Genomic DNA, 18,504 nt, shown 5'->3' on the forward strand with positions numbered 1-18,504 from the left:
TCAGATGTCTATTATTAAATCTAAACTGATTTATCAAGTAAATTTTCAGAAGCTGAGTTAGTTACCAGACAATGCCAATAAACATCTCCATAAAAAGTTCTAAAACTCTCTTGCTACTGTGCCAAAATCGGTATTTTTGGATTGACTGGGTAGTAAATTTATTATAGATCCTTGAAATTGAAATTTCAGATTCACCACTGTAAGCATTCAGCTATTAGCATTCCGGAGGAAATGCTTACTCACTACTACATCATATTTTTAACCTAGAAATACTGAAAAACTGTTTGGGTGGGAGGGGTTTTTTCTCTGCCTCTAATTTTAATTAGAGGACAATTACTACCCATAATCTCCCACAACATTTCAGTTTATTGGAGTGAAAAATCTATTCACTATTCTTGCTTAAAATTAGTTTCATCTGTAGCAGGTGAGCTTTCGTTATTCCTGATTTTCTCCAAGTATTCTGCAATTGCTTCAGTTGCTAATTGAACTACTGGTTTACCCTGACGTTTTGACTCTTCTTTTAGCTTGGTATAGATTTCATCTCTAACACTAACCCGATGCCGCATTTTACTCGTATCTTTTGGCTTTTCTGGAAGAGTTGGTTGACCTGCTTCTGGAGAAAAATTAGAAGGAGTAGTTGATTGACTAACCTCTTGACCAACACTAGAAGAGGGTGGTTGACCTGCTTCTGGAGAAAAATTAGAAGGAGTAGTTGATTGACTAACCTCTTGACCAACACTAGAAGAGGGTGGTTGACCTGCTTCTGGAGAAAAACTAGAAGGAGTAGTTGATTGACTAACCTCTTGACCAACACTAGAAGAGGGTGGTTGACCTGCTTCTGGAGAAAAACTAGAAGGAGTAGTTAATTGACTAACACTAGAAGGGATTGGTTGACTAGCTCCTTGACCAAAACTAGAAGGAGTAGGTTGACCAGCTTCTTGACCAAAACTAGAAGAGGGTGGTTGACTAGCTCCTTGACCAAAACTAGAAGGAGTAGGTTGACCAGCTTCTTGACCCACAGCAGGAGATGGTGTTGTAGTACCTGCCACTTCGCCAGATACAGAAGTGTTTACTGGTTGGGTTTCATTTACTGTTGATGGAGTTACCGACGGAGTACTCTCAACGGTAACGGGCGAATTTACCGGAGTATTAATCAGATTCATTTCCTGATTATTTTCTTGATTTGTAGTTACCTCTTGTTCTTGAGGTTTAGTTTCTGGAGTTGTTTCAGTAACATTAGTAACTACTGGAGTATTATTTTCAGAGTTGGTTGAGGTCAACATTGAATTGTTAATATCTGTATTCATTGAGAAACTAGATTGATAGTTGGTTACGAACTGACGGATGGTTTCAATACCAACACGATTGCAGAAATCGCCGAAACTCTCATCTGGTTGGCGTTGTTGTTTGAAATAGATAAATATCGATTCCAACTCAGCTTCCAGATCATTGATATGTAATTTGTCAACATAAGTCTTTGCCAGTCGTGTTTGATTGGGTGAACCCCCCAACCAAATCTGATAAGCATCAGGAGCACTACCGACAAATCCTAATTCGGCCATATAGGGTCTAGCACAACCATTGGGACATCCTGTCATTCTGATTACAGGATGCTCTTGTTCTAGTCCCACCTTGTCCAACAATAACCGAATTTGTCCCAGTATACCAGGTAAGGCCCTTTCTGATTCGACAATTGCTAGTCCACAAGTTGGCAAAGCTGGACAGGCCATGCTATAGCGTACTAAGGGTTCAATATCTTTTTCACTCCTGACACCATGTTGAGCCAGAATTTGTTCTATTGCTTGTTGCTGCTGTGGTTGAATCTCATAGAGGATTATGTTGTGATTCGGTGTTAACAGCATGGGTAATTGAAACAACTCAACAATTTTCCGCAGTGCTGTTTTTAGCTGAAATGAATCTTCGTTTTTAACACGGCCATTTTCTACAGAAATTCCTAAAAATAGCTTGCCATCTCCTTGTTGATGCCATCCCAGGAAGTCTAAATATTTCCATTCTGGTAAAGGTTTAAAGGGGGCAATGGATTTACCAAAGTATTCTTCTAACTTGGCCTTAAATTTTTCTAATCCCCAGTCATGGAGTAAGTATTTCATTCTGGCATGGCGACGGTTGCTGCGATCGCCATAATCTCTCTGAGTCGCTACTATAGCCTTGATTAATTCATAAATATCTTCCTTGGCCACATATCCAATTTCTTGGGCCAAACAAGGGAAGGTTTCTTCTTTTCGATGAGTTCTACCTAGACCACCCCCTGCTAAAACATTAAACCCTTCTAATTCTCCTGCTTCATTGGTAATTACAACGAGGCTAACATCTTGAGTGTATAGGTCTACGGAGTTATCTCCTGGTACTGTTACAGCACACTTAAATTTTCTCGGCATATAGTGAGTACCGTAAATAGGTTCTTCACTATTAGTGAATATTGTGCCGTTACTATTAAGTTGTCTAGCAGCTTTTACTTCAGGATGTTCTTCTGCGCTAATTACTTTTTCCCCGTCTAGCCAAATTTCATAATATGCACCTGTCTGTGGTGTTAATAAATCTGCTATTTTATTCGCATATTCTTTTGCATATTCATATTCGCGACGGTTTTTATATGGAGCTGGAGGAGACATTACATTCCTATTTAGATCCCCACAAGCTCCTAGAGTCGATCCCATACTTTTTACAATGGATGATATAACCGTTTTCAGATTTTTCTTTAAGATGCCATGCAACTGAAAACCTTGTCTGGTTGTTACACGAAGTGTATCATTACCATATTCATTAGACAAACGATTTAAGGTCAGAAAAAGTTGTGGTGGAATAAAGCCACCTGGGTTTCTAGTGCGAAGCATCATTTGATAATCTTTTTCTTGCCCTTTGACTCTATTATCCCGGTTATCTTGTTGGTAAGAACCGTGAAATTTGAGTATTTGAATAGCTTCTTCCGTAAAGTGGGTTGTATCTTCTAGCAGTTGAGTTGCTAGGGGTTCCCGCAAGAAGTTGCTATTTTCTTTTATACCTTCTACCTTAGAAGGTTTTTGCTCTTTGTTTACTAAATTTTGAGATGGAGTTGTCATTTTAAAGTTGCTAATAGCTACTATTTGAGTAGAGTTACTGTATTCAATATTCCTTTAATCTCATAATTAGGAATGTGCTTTGCTTGATTTTATTTATTGATAATTCAATTTATGTTTATTTTTACTAATCTTTTGATTATTAGCATTTATAATAATTTACCATTAGTTTACAAGTAACTCATTAGTCTTTTATTATACTCTCATATATCCGTACTTTGTCAACCTGATAATAATTAGTAGTTTCACTGATATTTTTTTCGCTTTGAAAACATACAGTATTTGATTTTTCTTGATTATAGAATTTTCAGTATTAGTCACACTCAACTATTTTCGTTCTAAAAATGCCTAATTCACTTATGTACCAAGAAGAAAACTATGTCGTCTTAGAACCAAACAAACCTGAGCAGTTTATGACTGGTTTAGAACTATTAGAAAAATTGCGCTCTATTTTAGCTCAACAACAACATAATTTACCTAGAGATTTACAAAAGTTATCTTCCCTAGATGCTCAAGCTCAACAACTAAGAGATACCTATTGTGAATATGAATTAAGCAATGGTAATTTTATACAATGGTATGTGGTGCGTTTGGAAAAGTAAGTTCGTACTACTATAAGATATTTATTTCTAATAGACCTATCCGGAAAAGAGGGAGTAGGGAGTAGGGGGAAATAATTGATGATTTATGCACGATAAACGAAGTCAGAAGTTATATCAAATCCGGTAGCATCGGCATAAAATCTTTTGAAGTAGGAGTCAGTCCTCAGTCCTCAGTCCTCAGGAGGGAAAAAACTTATAAATATTTGGTAATAGTGAAGATGGAGAATGTTTTTATACCGAATTAAAAGGATTTGATATTATTTTTGTAACGGGGATGCGTGAGCAACTCTCCAAAAATATTTCGCCTTTTAAGGCGGGGTTTCGCAATCTATATTGTTTTGATCAAAGATAATACAGCCTATTTCATGTAAGTTTGGTACAGTGATTCTAGTAGATTTGATTAATAAGAATGAAAACTTTATTGCATACTTCAAAAATTATTTAAAAATTTAGTGCCACTGTACCTCATCAACCTGGAGTCCGCTGTATTCTATCTTTCCCGTAGTGCAACGGAGTTTTATCAGTTATAGTCATTTCAGTCTAGATTGAATTGAGACCATAGTTTCTTACTGTGAAATAGTTTCAGTTAAAAAAGTTTCTCATCCTTAAGTGAAGCGACTATATTAGTTAATGTTTTTAACAGGTTCGTAATTGACTTTCACTATTTATTTAAAAGTTAAAAGTTATAAGTTTCCCACTCCACTCCAATAGACCATTTTTTTGCTAATTAAACGGATTTAATATTAAGTTTTTGAGGTGGATGAGGATAGGTAGTATCGGGTATAAGGATATGACTTCTTCTAGCTAAAATTTGGGAGATACAGTTTCAATGGTGAACTACTTACTGATAACTGAAAACTGTTGCCTAATAACTATTTAACTAACCCATTATCAACCTGATCGTTGTTAATTGATTCAAAATGTAGTATAGAATCAGGAGACAGGAGACAGGAGACAGGAGACAGAATTTGAGAAGAAAATCATAACTGTCGTGATCGAGTAATCAATCAAACAAGTATTTATGCGTAAATTTTTGACTCGGAATTTGATGAAGGAAAAAAGTAATTGAGATGATTTGCATAGTATAAATATTTACCAAAATACAAATTTATATACTACTTTTAATGATACGCTCTTGAAGTTCCGAATGTGGGTTAAATCCCACATTCCGCACCACAAAATGTAGTATGTAATCAGAACTCAGAACTCAGAATTTTAGGAGAAAATCATAGCTGCCGTGATTGAGTAAACAATCAAGCAAGTATTTATGCGTAAATTTTTGACTCGGAATTTGATGAAGGAAAAAAGTAATTGAGATGATTTGCATAGTATAAATACTTGCCAAGCTACGGATTCCTATACTACTTTTAATATTACAATTAGAAGTACTAAACGTGGGTTAAATATATACAGTTAGAGAGTTTTACGTCAAAAAGGTATAATTCTTTCACAACCACGGGTTCCAGCCATTTTTAGGGTATCGACGTAATTCCCTTATGCAGAGGGACTATCAGGCATTATTTGACCGGAAAATGTGTAAGTACCAATAGTATTGATTGAACTGGGGACAAATTACCTAATTATATCAGCTGTTATTACCTCAGCTCCAATTAAAAGAAAGAGGATGTATTTCGGTTTTTTTCCTACTCCCCATCTCTCCATCTCCCCATCTCCCCATCTCCCCATCTCCCTCTGCTATTACTACTGCACCACTACCTGATAGTTTTATACTTCTGGAGTAGTTATCAGAACTAAATCAATCTTTCCTTCTGTCGGTTGATTTACCTCCGCTTTGATATTTGGTCCAAAAAAGCTTGATAGTTTATCTTGTTTTTGAAGCCAAGTATCTAAAGGAATTGATGGAGAAGAAAATTCCAGCACTAAGGCATAATTATCATTAATATCTATTTCCCTTAATCCCTTAAGTATTGGTGTTTCCTCATCTGTGGGACTTAAACCTAAGAGATTGAGAGATTCTTCCAAATGTACTTTTTGGCCATATCTATACCGAGTCACATCTTTACGTAGTTGATTTTGGATGGGAGTAGCTTGTTTTTCTCTCAGAGTTAAAATTTCTTCAGTAGTTGGTTGTGTAAAAGTTACTGGTTCAAGTTCAGCCGCTTTGAGAGCAAGTCCTCCTAGAAGCAGGGGGATTCCGTAGAAGAATCCTGCTAAATTAAGTGTGGGATGATCGGTAAAGTAAGCTGCTGTTCCAATTACAGAAATAATTCCACCTACAATTAATCCTACTGTTGCTAATGAAGTTTTACCTAGCATATGTTTAAAAAGAGAAAATAAATATTATAATATTATAGATAGTCAGTTTCTTGCTTTTATAAATTCTGTAACTAGAATTTTAGTATTGCTAAGTGTATCTTACCCTCACTATGAGTTCGAGGTCAACTATTATTTGAGTTATTTGATAGTTCTTTTAAAGTCGGGAACAGCAAACAAGGAATAGAGGTATAAAAAATATTTCAGGTTAGCTTCTGCAATAATGTATATTCTAGTGATTTTCAATATTGAATAAATGATTTAAGTTTCAATCTATATTTACTTATTGATTTATGTCTCCAAAAACATAATTGAAATAGTGAAAAATTGAGACCTATGGAGATGTATTAAATACTCAGTAAATTATCTAACTTTACCCTAAATACTCTTCAGTATTTATTAATGAAGGAAAGGTGGACGAGTATCATTTTTTTGTTTATTTTTAACTGTATCAGCCATAAATTTTTTCAAAGCTTTATCTCTATTTTTCATAAAAGCTGCCCAAAATCCAGGTTGAAATTCATCCATTGTTTTTGCTAGTGCCCAAACATCTATTGCTAAAATATTGTATAATCTTTCATCCTCTTTTTTGAGAGAATCAATTCGCTTTAACATTGCTTTATCAACTGTGGTAGCTTCCTTTTCTGGATCTAAATTAGACATTTTTAGTATCTAGTATCTATAGATGATTTTTTTCAATAACCAGAGATTGTTGAGATTTATAGATTTAACTATTGAGTTAAACTAAAATATCGTATTAACAAGAGTATATCAGGAATTTCAAATGGACTCACAGATAATTAAAGCAAGAGTAGCTAATATTGAGAGCAAGCGGGAATCTCTCGTTAAACTGCTAGAAAAACCAGATTTAGGTACGCTCAGAATTGATATTAATCAAGCTCTAGAAGAGATTGATGACTTGATTGATGAATTAAAACGAACTTTTCCAGATTCATAGAATAGTTAGTATTCTTAAATTCATTGGTACAGATCAATTAACAAACAATGAAGTTAAGAAACATAGTTTAAATTTGCCTGATTTTTATCCTTAGAAAATACAGAAGCAGATTTATAGTTAACTTTGACAGTTAGTATGTAATACAAAATCCGGTTTATCAAATAGAGTTATAATTTTTTCCAGATAAGCTGTTGTTTATCTCAATTAATCATCTATATAAACCGGATATATAGCAATCCTAAATCATTTGTAAAAAATCAAAAAATATAGCAATATGATTTTAGTTTTGAGATATTGGAGACTTTTGTTCTAGGGAATAGGTATGGAGGGAAGAAACGAATATATAAGAATAAGATAACTGCTATATTCTATGCTTTAAAGGAACACCTCAATTCTCACATCTGATTCGGTGATTGCTATATATCCAAAATTAGGAAACTATTATTTTTGTTTCCAGATACATTTTTTTCTTGTTTTTTAGATATTTTAACACAATTTAAGTTAAGGATTGCTATAGTATAATAAATCGCTTTTACTCATATAAGCTAAGAATCATTAGACATCTCCTCCATGCATAGGGAACAGGGAACAGGGAACCCACCCCTAACTCCTCCCAGGAGGGGAATAATTGATAATTTATGGATAAGAATTGATTTAATTTTTGATTTTTACCAGATGTCTATTTAGATTCTATGTTCCTTTGTAGTAAGCATTTCCTGCGGAATGCTGCGCAAACAGCTATTAGCTGTCAGCTCTCAGCTATCATGACAGGGTTTTAATGAAAATAGACTGTTTCAGCCAGCTTTGATAGTAAGTATAAATTCTGACTCAATTATTCAAGCTTTTATCTAAAACTAAAAGCAATAGCTGATAGCTGACAGCTGAATGCTTACCCTTTGTGTATGTCGCCGACGTAAGGTTACACTGCTGTTGGCTTTGACAAAAATTGAATATATGGTTTCAATGTAAAACAGCTTATAATTTTTCATTATTTTACGCCAAAAACTTCATCTTCAATACCAACCCACCACTCTCCTAAATTCATTAAATCTTGATGAATATCAGCTAATTTTTTAGTATATTCTTCAGGAGAAAGTTCTGCACGACGCTCTTTCAATTTTTGAATCCGAAGTTGTATTAATAGCCAGGGCTTAGAAATACTGTTAGTTTTTTCTATATACTTGGCAAGGTCTTGAGTATTCATAAGTAGTACTTTGATTTTGCAAATTTATAAGTATTTGTATAGTAGTTTAACAGTAAAGTTAAAGATTGAAATTTGATTTGATATCATGTCTATTTGAATACCCACAATAAAAAATTTAGGGAATAGGGAATAAGGAATAGGAAATATCGGCATCTGGGAACAGGGAAAAATTTATCAGAGAAAACATTTTTATTATTGCTAATTAATGAGACTTAATATTAGTGGTCATAGCAGCGACAAGTTGGTTTTATATGTTATTTAACTTATATAGTGTTTTTATTTGAGATTTAAATATAGATTGAGGCTTTTTCTAATAAAAAAATCCCTGTGTTTAGTTCCTTTTTTCCCTGTGTTTGTTTTTCCTACTACTTAATGCTGTTTTGCTTCTTTTGCTATTCCCTATTCCCTATTACCTTTTGTAAGCATTCAGCTATTACAGCCAGCACTTCCCTACGGGATGCTACGCAAACAGCAATAAAAATGAACCTAAATAGTTCAAGTTAGCTGATGCCTTTCATCAAAAATAAAATCAATTATCCCCCAAAAATAATCAATTCTTTCCCCCCCCACTCTCTACTCCTTACCGAATCATTAATAATTAATAATTTTAATTAAATAATTCAGCTTAAAAGCCTCCCCTTTCAAAGGGAAAAAAGCAGTTGAGGGATGGGGAGGAAACCTGCGCCATATCCATGAGACCAAGAGAAGAAATAATATTTCCTGATATTCAATTCCGTAACGGTTAAAACCTGAGGTAATTATCGATTATCCATTAATGAATCCCTCTTTTCCTGAGAGTTCTAATGAATAATTATTTCTCAGGTTTGGGAAGGGAACCCATGGCAGTAATTTTTTATTCTCTCCTCAATTTCAAAGGTTGCTTTTACCCTCACAAAAATTAGCTGATAGCTAATAGCTGACTGCATGTTTGTGCAGCATTCCGCAGAAAATGCTTATCTTAGTATAATTAATATTTATTTCAGCAATTGATCGGCAAAATTATTTGAATGTGCTGAGGATCACATATACCATCTAATCACTATCACTCTTCGAGAGTAGAAATATTTGTAAAGTTATGTAAATACACTTCAACTTACCTTCTTGTCTAATTAGCAATGGAAAAAATCATAAGTCATAAAAATGGAGAATTTTGAAATAGATTTACAGAGATTAAAAGAAGAACAAGAACTTATCCTTAACCAAATAGATAATGCCATTGCCCTATTTAATAAATCCCATCACTTAGTTTTATTTAATCAAAAACTTGCTGAAATTTGGGGATTATTGCCAGAGTGGCTTGCTCAAAAGCCTCATTGTGATACAATATTTGCCGAAATAGTTGCTCAAGGCTATTGGTCAACAAAACAATGTCAACAACTAAAAGACTGTTTACTCAACACAGAAACAGAAAGTCTATCCCTAAATATAAAACAAGCTAACGATATTTGTCTCAATGTGGACTGCACTCTCACATCAGACGGGGGACATCTGTTCACTTTTCGAGATGTGACTGCCCATCAAAAGTCCCAAAATAGTCTTAATGCTGAATTAAGGAGATTAAGATTTCTCTTGGGTCTTAACGAACGACTGCAATACTCAGACAGTTTAAGAGAAATTGCCCAATTTGCCCTGAATTATTTGGTAGAGGTAATGAATGCTGCTTTTGGAGATGTCAAAGTTATTAGCGGAGAAGGAGAAAATCGCCAAGCAGGGCCAATATTTAATCAAATGACTTCTCAATTTATTGCCACTTATGGTGAACCTGCAGTAATAGAAATGGAAGGTTTATTGAAACAGGGTATTCCTTATGGCCAAGGAATTTTGTGGCAAGTAGTTGAAAGTGGTGAACCTATGTATGTTGAAGATTATGCTTCTCACCCTCAAGCTATACCCGGATTTTGTCATCCCGCCATTGGTCAATTAGGAATTTTTCCTATTCCTGCCACAGATGGGACAATTATTGGTGTTTTAACTCTAGAATCTCGTAATCTGCAAAAACTACAAGAAGCTACTCAAAAAGATATGTTGTTTGCAGCTTGTCGCACTTTAGGAGTGGCCATAGAAAGGGCGCAGTCTCAAGAACATCTACGCCAAATAAATGAGGAATTAGAGCGTTCTTCTCAATTAAAGTCAGAGTTTCTCGCTTCTATGTCCCATGAGTTAAGAACTCCACTTAATAGTATTTTAGGGTTTTCTGATTTACTACATCGACAAACATCTGGGCAGTTAAGCGATCGCCAACTTAACCAAGTTCGACTAATACAAAAAAGTGGTCAGCATTTACTACAGTTAATTAATGATATTCTCGATTTATCCAAAATTGAATCTGGAAAAACAGAGCTAAATTTAGAGTCAGTAAATATTCACGAACTTTGTAGTGACTGTTTGAAAATGATTCAACCACGAGCTGATAAGAAAAGGTTAGCTTTATCTCTAGAATTAGATTATCGTTTATCTAAAGTTTTTTTAGACCAACGTCGGGTCAGACAAATAATTATTAATTTATTGTCTAATGCTGTTAAGTTTACATCAGAGGGAGGGCAAGTGAAACTTAGCGGACGTTTAGCTTATGGTAGTCAAATTCAAGGTGATTATCGACCTGATTGTTCTCCGATTAATCCTAGCACTCCTTACTTATGTTTGGAGGTAAAAGATTCTGGAATAGGTATTCCTGAAGATAGATGGAATATGTTATTTAGTCCTTTTCAGCAGGTTGATTCTTCTTTATCTAGGAAACATGAGGGTACGGGTTTGGGTTTGGTTTTGACAAGAAAATTGGCTGAATTACATGGGGGTACTGTTTCTTTAAATTCTCAGGTTAGTAAAGGTAGTATTTTTCGTGTTTGGTTGCCATTAACAGAGATGCGCCAGGAGTTAGTTGTTAATTGGGAATCTGAAGAAAGTTCTCAAGAATTTGTTGAAAATGAAAATATTGAGGAGAAAGAACTAGAATCTGAAAGAGTTGCTAGAATTTTGATTGTTGAAGACCAACCTTATAATCAACTTTTAATTTCTGAAGTATTGGAGTTAGAGGGTTATAGTGTTGAGTTGATTAGTGATGGTAAAACTATGTTGAATACAATTAATTCTTCTTTAGTTACTCCTCCAAATTTACCTAATTTAATTTTGATGGATATTCAGTTACCAGAAGTTGATGGGTTAGAGTTAATTAGAAGAATAAAAGCTCATCCCATCTGGGAGTCTGTACCAGTAGTTGCTGTAACTGCTATGGCAATGAGTGGTGATCGAGAATTATGTATTAATGCTGGTGCATCTGCTTATCTTAGTAAACCTTTGAATATTGAAAATATGATTGCTACTGTTAAGTCTTTACTAAGTAGGGTTGGCTGAAAAAGTCTTTTAGTAGGGGTAGGAGACAGGAGACAGGAGGAACGGGGAATTATAGAACCCCTAACCGGATCTTTTCTTGAAATACAAAGGCTTCAGGAAAGCCGTTTTCACGCAGCCTAACAACTATAAGGGTTGCTGGAAACCGAAAAATTATGAACTTAGGACTATTCACCAATGCCGCAACTTATTACTCTATTAACTTGTTATCTGTCAATAGCCATAATTACTCAAGCATTTCTACTTGTCTAAAATTTCTCGTTTTGAGATTATTCACCAATGCCCAAAAATGTAAATATTCTGGATGATATTAACGTGAATACTTGCTTGTAGCTTTATTCAAGACAGAATATTTTACTTTTCAACACAACATTGGCACAATACCTTATGTACAAACTATGATACCAAATGCCTAAAATAACGCAAGTGCGTGAAATATTTTGTAATAATTTGGGGAAAATCGGAACTTGTTTGATTAAAATAAATAATTTTAATTACTGAGGTGATAATTTAAATCTATAGTTTTTCCTTCTTGTCTAATTTTGAGGCGTGAAACTACTTTTGGATGATTGGTGATCGCCTGACTGACAAAAAAGAGAAAATTAAAGATACACTTAGGGGTTCTATAGAGGGGGTAGGAGGAATTATTGTCCCAAGATTTTTCTGCCATAATCATCCCAAAATACTAGCTTTATGCAGCTCTTGGAGCTGAAAAACTGGCACTTTTTTAGACAAAAAAATGCGCTCAACCAATATCAGTTAATGCTTTGATATTTAATCAGCAAACCCTAACTATTCAACTGGAAATGACATGACTCCTCCGCTTAGGTTCGGTATAATATCAAATCCGGTAGCATCAGTGTTATTCAGCATCATTTAAGATTGTAGGGGCGAATAGCCATTCGCCCCTACCCATTGTATAATTATCGAGGTAATTATATTGCTTAGTGAAAAAAGCTAAACTAAGAATATGGACATCCTCTCCGGCCTAAAGGCACGGGGATTCCTACTGAGCCATAGCTCCTCGGCGGGTTGACGCTTTGCTTCGCATAGCTGTCGCTAACACAGGGTGCTGCTTCCTTGGCGGTAGTCTAACGCTTCCCTCCACGTCCGTTTAGAGTTTCCGAGTGCCCCCCGGCAACTAATAAAACTATAGCATATATTCAATTCACTTAACATAAAAATAAAAAGTCGCCCTACAAGGGCGAGGCTTTAAACCCAATTTTTCGGTAAATATCTACTCACAATATATAGGGTTTTTCAAGTTACTAAGGTACAGTTGTTATTCTTGATTTTTTATTCCCTGTTTCCCTACTCCCCACTCCCCTACTCCCTAAAAATTACGAATTTTCCACCTCACGGTTCTTGAAAATTGCTACATATTTTCCACAAAATTAAAATTCTTGAAAGCATCAATTTTTGGTTAGAGACATCTCAAAAATTTATTCGGTACTAGGTGACAATTTTCTACATAAAAATACTCAATTTATAAATTTTCAATTATACAAAACTTGCGCAATTTTACCGAAAAAATGTTGTCTAAAGCCTCCCCTTTTAAGGGGATAAAAAGCGGTCGAGAGATGGCGAGGGATCCTGGTCATATCTAATCGACCAAGAGAAAAGAACTTATGCCATATTTGAAGCCTCCTTATTGCAGAGGTACTGATAACTGATAACTGATAACTGATAACTGAAATGACTCCCACCATATTATCAGATTACTTTCAAAATCAAAAAATTTTAGTTCATCAAATTTAATCAATTTAACTAAATTATATGTCAAACAAACAGTCATCTATTCTAGTAGTTGATGATGAGCCAGATAATGTCATCCTATTAGAAGAACTATTAACATCAGAAGGCTACATCACTGTATCAGCAAATGGTGGAAAAGAAGCATTAGAAGTTGCCAGCAATTCTCATCCTGATTTAATTTTACTGGATGTAATGATGCCTGAAATTGATGGATTTGAAGTTTGTAACCGCCTCCGTCAACACCCCCAATTAAAAACAGTTCCCATCATTTTTTTAACAGCTTTGGATGATGAAAATTCCAAATTGAAAGGTTTAGAATTGATGGGAGATGACTATATTACAAAACCATTCAATACTCATTTACTTCTGGCAAAAGTAGCTAATATTTTACAGCTAAATCAAATACGTTATCAAGCTAATAAATCTCAAAATACTCAACAAATAGATCGACAAAGTAATCTTCAATTATTAGCAGCATTAAAAATAAATAAGCATCTTTCGGAAAAATTTAGACTTTTTGTACCAGACCAATTTTTATCAAGAATAGCGCCTCAAGGATTAGATTCTATTCAGCTTGGAGATGTGACAGAAGAAGAATTAACAGTTTTATTTTGTGACATTAGAGGATTTACCGCAATAGCTGAATCGCAAAATGCACGAGATACTTTTAAATGGTTAAACTCTTTTTTTAAACAAATGAGCGCTTGTATTTCTGCCAATCAAGGGTTTATAGACAAATTCTTAGGCGATGCAATTATGGCAGTATTTGACAAACACAAATGCCATAGTTTAAATGCTTTAAATGCTGCTGTAATGATGCAGGAAAATTTAAAAGAATTTAATACTAATTATGAAAAATATAATCTTAGAGAACCTGTAAAAATTGGCATTGGTATTCATACAGGTATTGGGGTTATTGGTACTTTAGGTTCTGAAAAAAGAATGGATTCTACAGTCATTGGAGATGTAGTTAATACCGCGTCACGTTTAGAAAGTTTGACTAAGACTTATGGTTGCTCAATTATTGTAAGTGAACCAGTAATTTCAGAGATAGAAATATGTAAAAATAACTGTCAAGCACAGGAATATATAGAAGATAAATTCAGAATTATTAATCAAGCAGAATGTTCAGATGCTCCGTTACAAAATAATAATCTATATTCTGAGAAAATTTATTACAGATGGATTGATAAAGTGACGCTTCGTGGAAAGCAGAAAGCTATAAATATTTATGAATTATTGGGGACTGAAAATAATATTATTGAAGCAGAAAAAATTTCCAATCTATCGATATTCAAGAAAGGAATTAAGGGTTGGCAGTTAGGTAAATTTGCAGCAGCTTTAGAATATTTCCAACAAGTAACAAGGCAAAATTATACTGATACTATTGCCAGTTTATATGTTGAACGTTGCCGAGAAAAACTTGGTAAGGAAGAAGGAAGAAGGAAGAGGGAAGAAGGAAGAAGGAAAAAAGAAGAGGGAAGAGAGAAGAGAGAGGAAGTTTATTGAGCAAGAAAAAAACCTAAATTGAATGAAATTTGATGAATAAATATCAATCTAGTCAAAAAGAGGAATAAATTTGATGGTTAACTAAAGTTAACTTAGAAAAGTTCGTTAATAAGAGTTTTTTAAATAAAAAAACCGGACTTGATGAGTATCAAACCCAGAAAAAAATAATGATAAAAATTTATCTTTTTATTTTGGGTTTAATACCCCACCATCTACACAATGTTGACAATTAGTTGGGGTTTGAGTTCCCATCCATTTTTTCTTCCTTCTTCCTTCTTCTTTCTTCCTTCTTCCTTCTTCAATATTTAACCAAAACGACCACTTACATATTGTTGAGTAGATTCTTCCTTTGGGTTCTGGAAAATATTGTGAGTTTCGTCAAATTCAACCAAATAACCGAAACGTTTACCACCCTCGGCAGCTTTAGCATTAAAAAAGGCAGTTACATCCGCTACCCTAGTGGCCTGCTGCATATTATGAGTCACAATAATAATAGTGTAATTTTCCTTGAGTTCATTAATTAACTCCTCAACCTTAATAGTAGAAATAGGGTCAAGAGAAGCACAAGGTTCATCCATCAAAACCACGTCGGGACTAACAGCAACCGCACGAGCAATACATAAACGTTGTTGCTGACCCCCAGAAAGAGCAAAACCACTTTGTCCCAGTTTATCCTTAACCTCATCCCAGAGAACAGCTTGTCGTAGCGATCGCTCTACTATCTCATCCATTTCTTCTTTGGACTGAGCCAGACCATTAATTCTCACCCCATAAGCAATATTATCGTAAATTGACTTAGGAAAAGGATTAGGCTTTTGAAATACCATTCCAATACGTCGGCGTACTTCTACAGGGTCAATATCTGAGTCGTAAATATTCTGATTATGATAAAGAATACGACCTTCTAAATGAAAAATACTAATCAAATCATTTAGACGATTAAAACATCTTAATAATGTACTTTTACCACAACCTGAAGGTCCAATAAAAGCAGTTACTTTATTCTTTGGAATTTCCATAGAAACATCTTTCACCGCTTTAAAATCTCCGTAAAAAACGCTTACATTTTCTGCTGAAAGAGCGGGAGCAGATTTTTGCAGAGAAATATTTTGTTTAAATTCTGGCATGAGATATTACCTCCTAAATTTAGTCTAAAAATTATTTGTTTATTTGCTATTTATAACTATCAGCTTCACCTCAATCATTTACCTATACAAGTTATAGGGTTTAATCGCTGTTTTTCTTCTCTTTTCATAGTGCTGTAATTATCTTTTACCGAATAATTAATCATTAATCATTATTAATTAAATAATTCAGCTTACTCTGCCTCCCCTTGGCTGCGCCGCGAGCTGTCGCTCTACAAGGGGAAAATAAAGAAATAATATTTCCTTATGTTCAATCAAGAACGGTTTTAACCAGAGGTAATTATCCATTATCCATTATCCATTATCCATTCATTAAATAACCTTTATTCATTAAATTGAGGTAAAAATTTACGCCTTTTAGGAATACATAATTGAATTCCACAAATTAATCAATCTTTATTAGCCAATTGATTGATATTAAAATACTCAAAAAAGAAGTAATTTTGCGATACCAAGTAATCAATCAAGCATCATTAGTTAATCACTATTATTTATCTTTTATTTTGCGAGTTTAATACCTCATAGTCCACAAGGATGCTTAAATATTGTTTAGGGTTTGAGTCTATAAGAAATTAGACCTTCTGCCTTCTACCTTCTTCCTTCTTTCTTATTTCTTCTACCTTCTTCCTTCTTTAATTAAAACTGTTTTTGACTCGTTGCCCAACGAGAAAGAATACTGGTAATTAAAACCAATAAAACCAGAACTAAAGAACCCGCCCAAGCAAACTCTTGTAAAACAACATCAAAGCTACGAGCAAATTCATATACTAAATAAGCCAAAGATGGTACAGTCGGAGCGAACGGACCACGAGGCCAATTATTAGAATAAACAACAGTAAAAAGTAATGGAGCAGTTTCTCCAGCAGCACGAGCAATAGCAAGAGTAATACCTGTAATAATACCTGGTAAAGCAGCAGGTAAAACTATTTGTAAAACAGTTTGATAATTAGAAGCACCAACTCCCACCGATGCCCATCTAATATCCTTGGGAACTATTTGTAAAGCCTCATCAGTAGTCCTAATAATCGTCGGTAACATCAAAACCGATAAAGCAACTCCACCTGCAAATGCTGAAAATTTCCCCATAGATAGTACCAGTAAACTATAGGCAAATACCCCAGCAATAATTGATGGTACACCACTCAAAACATTAGTAGCAAATCGAATTGGACGGGCAGTTTCCTCGTCACTAAATTCTGATAAATAAACTGCTGCTAAAACACCAAAAGGAACAGCAATTAAACTAGCGATCGCCACTACCATAATTGTGCCTAAAATCGCATTAGCAATACCACCAGTAGTTTGACCTGCTGCAGGTGGTAACTTAGTAAACAAATCTAAATTTAAACGAGATAATCCCTTAATAAAAACGTAAATTAATACAGCAAATAGAGGAATAAGAGTGATGCCGATACAAGCAGTTGATAGTACAGTCATCACTTTATTGAATATTTCCCTTGGCCTGCTTGGGTTTCTTTTTAAACTCACAATAGATTGATTATAGGTAATGTCTGCCATAATTAATTCAAGATAGTATTCAACAATTGATAATGAACAATAAATAATGAATAATGAATAATGAATAATGAATAATTAAGAGTTGATAGTTAATAATTCAGATTCAAATCAATTTGTATTCATTTAAAAGGAATTAATACTTGGCTTTAATTCGATTAACAATCCAATTAGCGAATATATTTACAAGTAGGGTTAAAACAAACAGAATTATCCCCGTATACATCAGAGCAGAAAGTTGTAAACCAGAAGCTTCAGCAAATTGGTTAGCCATCAAAGAAGCAATAGTATTAGCTGGAGCAAAAAGAGTAGGTTTAATCGAGTTAGCATTACCAATTAACATTGTTACAGCCATAGTTTCTCCCATAGCTCGACCCAAACCTAACATTATTCCACCCACAATTCCTGAAAAAGCTGCTGGAATTAATACCCTAATAATAGTACCCCAACGAGTAGCTCCTATACCCATAGAAGCTTGTCGTAGATCGGGAGGAAGACTAGCAAGAGAATCACGAGAAATTGCTGTAATAATAGGTAAAATCATTATTGATAAAACTATAGCTGCAGGGAACATTCCCGGACCCCCTGCACTAACACCTTTAGGAAGAGAAAAAATAAAAATCCAACCTAAATAATTACCTAGAAAAGCCTCAACTGGTTTGAGTAAAGGAAGTAAAACATAAATACCCCATAAACCATAAACTACACTAGGAATAGCTGCTAATAATTCCACCATAAAAGTTAATGGAGTAGTAATTTTTGGAGGAAGAAATCCTTCACTTAAAAATATCGCTGTACCTAAACCAAGGGGAACTGCAATAAATAGGGCGAGGAATGAACTAATTAAAGTGCCCACAATCATTGGCCATGCGCCATAATCCCCCTTTCCATCATTAGCAACAGGGTTCCAAACACTTTTAAATAAAAAGCTTAGACCAAATTCATTAATAGCTGGTATAGCTTGCCAAGCTACCGTTAAAGCTATCAATATTAAAATAGCTGCAATACCCCAAGCAAAAATTTTAGTTACAGTAATAAAACCATCATCAAACTTTCTTTCTGTATTAGTCCGAGACCGACTATCTTTTTGAGATCGGAAGAGACGTCTGAACTCCAG

Annotated in this window: 11 protein-coding genes; 4 read left to right on the forward strand and 7 right to left on the reverse strand. The window is 34.5% G+C overall.

What is annotated here, in order from left to right; all coding sequences use genetic code 11:
• Positions 1–389: 389 nt before the first annotated feature.
• Positions 390–3,080: a sulfite reductase, ferredoxin dependent gene (gene sir / locus F6K15_RS14085; protein ID WP_363267943.1), complete on the reverse strand. Its 2,691-nt coding sequence runs from the start codon at positions 3,078–3,080 to the stop codon at positions 390–392.
• A 341-nt stretch (positions 3,081–3,421) separates the two neighbouring features.
• On the opposite strand from sir, the gene F6K15_RS14090 reads away from it, so the two are divergent.
• Positions 3,422–3,679, forward strand: coding sequence for a chlororespiratory reduction protein 7 (locus F6K15_RS14090; protein ID WP_293061679.1), 258 nt, complete (start codon positions 3,422–3,424; stop codon positions 3,677–3,679).
• 1,725 nt (positions 3,680–5,404) lie between these two features.
• Here the strand turns inward: F6K15_RS14090 and F6K15_RS14095 are convergent.
• Positions 5,405–5,956 (reverse strand): DUF2854 domain-containing protein, encoded by a 552-nt coding sequence (locus F6K15_RS14095; RefSeq protein WP_293061680.1) that lies wholly within the window; start codon positions 5,954–5,956, stop codon positions 5,405–5,407.
• A gap of 396 nt (positions 5,957–6,352) precedes the next feature.
• Positions 6,353–6,616, reverse strand: coding sequence for a hypothetical protein (locus F6K15_RS14100; protein WP_293061682.1), 264 nt, complete (start codon positions 6,614–6,616; stop codon positions 6,353–6,355).
• Positions 6,617–6,737: 121 nt separating this feature from the next.
• Between F6K15_RS14100 and F6K15_RS14105 the strand changes: the two genes are divergently transcribed.
• Positions 6,738–6,911 carry a hypothetical protein gene (locus F6K15_RS14105; RefSeq protein ID WP_293061684.1) on the forward strand — a complete coding sequence of 58 codons (174 nt, stop codon included), beginning with the start codon at positions 6,738–6,740 and terminating at the stop codon, positions 6,909–6,911.
• Positions 6,912–7,899: 988 nt separating this feature from the next.
• Here the strand turns inward: F6K15_RS14105 and F6K15_RS14110 are convergent.
• A complete protein-coding gene (locus F6K15_RS14110; protein WP_293061686.1) occupies positions 7,900–8,115 on the reverse strand; it encodes a hypothetical protein in 216 nt (71 codons plus the stop codon).
• A gap of 1,140 nt (positions 8,116–9,255) precedes the next feature.
• Here F6K15_RS14110 and F6K15_RS14115 point away from each other — a divergent pair.
• Entirely contained in the window at positions 9,256–11,466 is a 2,211-nt protein-coding gene (locus F6K15_RS14115; RefSeq protein WP_293061687.1) for an ATP-binding protein, read from the forward strand.
• A gap of 1,773 nt (positions 11,467–13,239) precedes the next feature.
• Entirely contained in the window at positions 13,240–14,727 is a 1,488-nt protein-coding gene (locus tag F6K15_RS14120) for a response regulator (protein ID WP_293061689.1), read from the forward strand.
• A gap of 305 nt (positions 14,728–15,032) precedes the next feature.
• Here the strand turns inward: F6K15_RS14120 and pstB are convergent, their stop codons facing one another.
• The 3 genes from pstB to pstC form a co-directional block, all read right to left on the reverse strand.
• On the reverse strand, positions 15,033–15,854 hold the full coding sequence (pstB, locus tag F6K15_RS14125) for a phosphate ABC transporter ATP-binding protein PstB (protein ID WP_293061691.1): 822 nt from the start codon (positions 15,852–15,854) through the stop codon (positions 15,033–15,035).
• 654 nt (positions 15,855–16,508) lie between these two features.
• Positions 16,509–17,390, reverse strand: coding sequence for a phosphate ABC transporter permease PstA (gene pstA / locus F6K15_RS14130; protein ID WP_293061692.1), 882 nt, complete (start codon positions 17,388–17,390; stop codon positions 16,509–16,511).
• Between the two features lie 133 nt (positions 17,391–17,523).
• Positions 17,524–18,504 (reverse strand): phosphate ABC transporter permease subunit PstC, encoded by a 981-nt coding sequence (gene pstC / locus F6K15_RS14135; RefSeq protein ID WP_293061694.1) that lies wholly within the window; start codon positions 18,502–18,504, stop codon positions 17,524–17,526.

It is taken from the genome of Okeania sp. SIO2B3 (genome assembly GCF_010672525.1).
Classification (GTDB): domain Bacteria; phylum Cyanobacteriota; class Cyanobacteriia; order Cyanobacteriales; family Microcoleaceae; genus Okeania.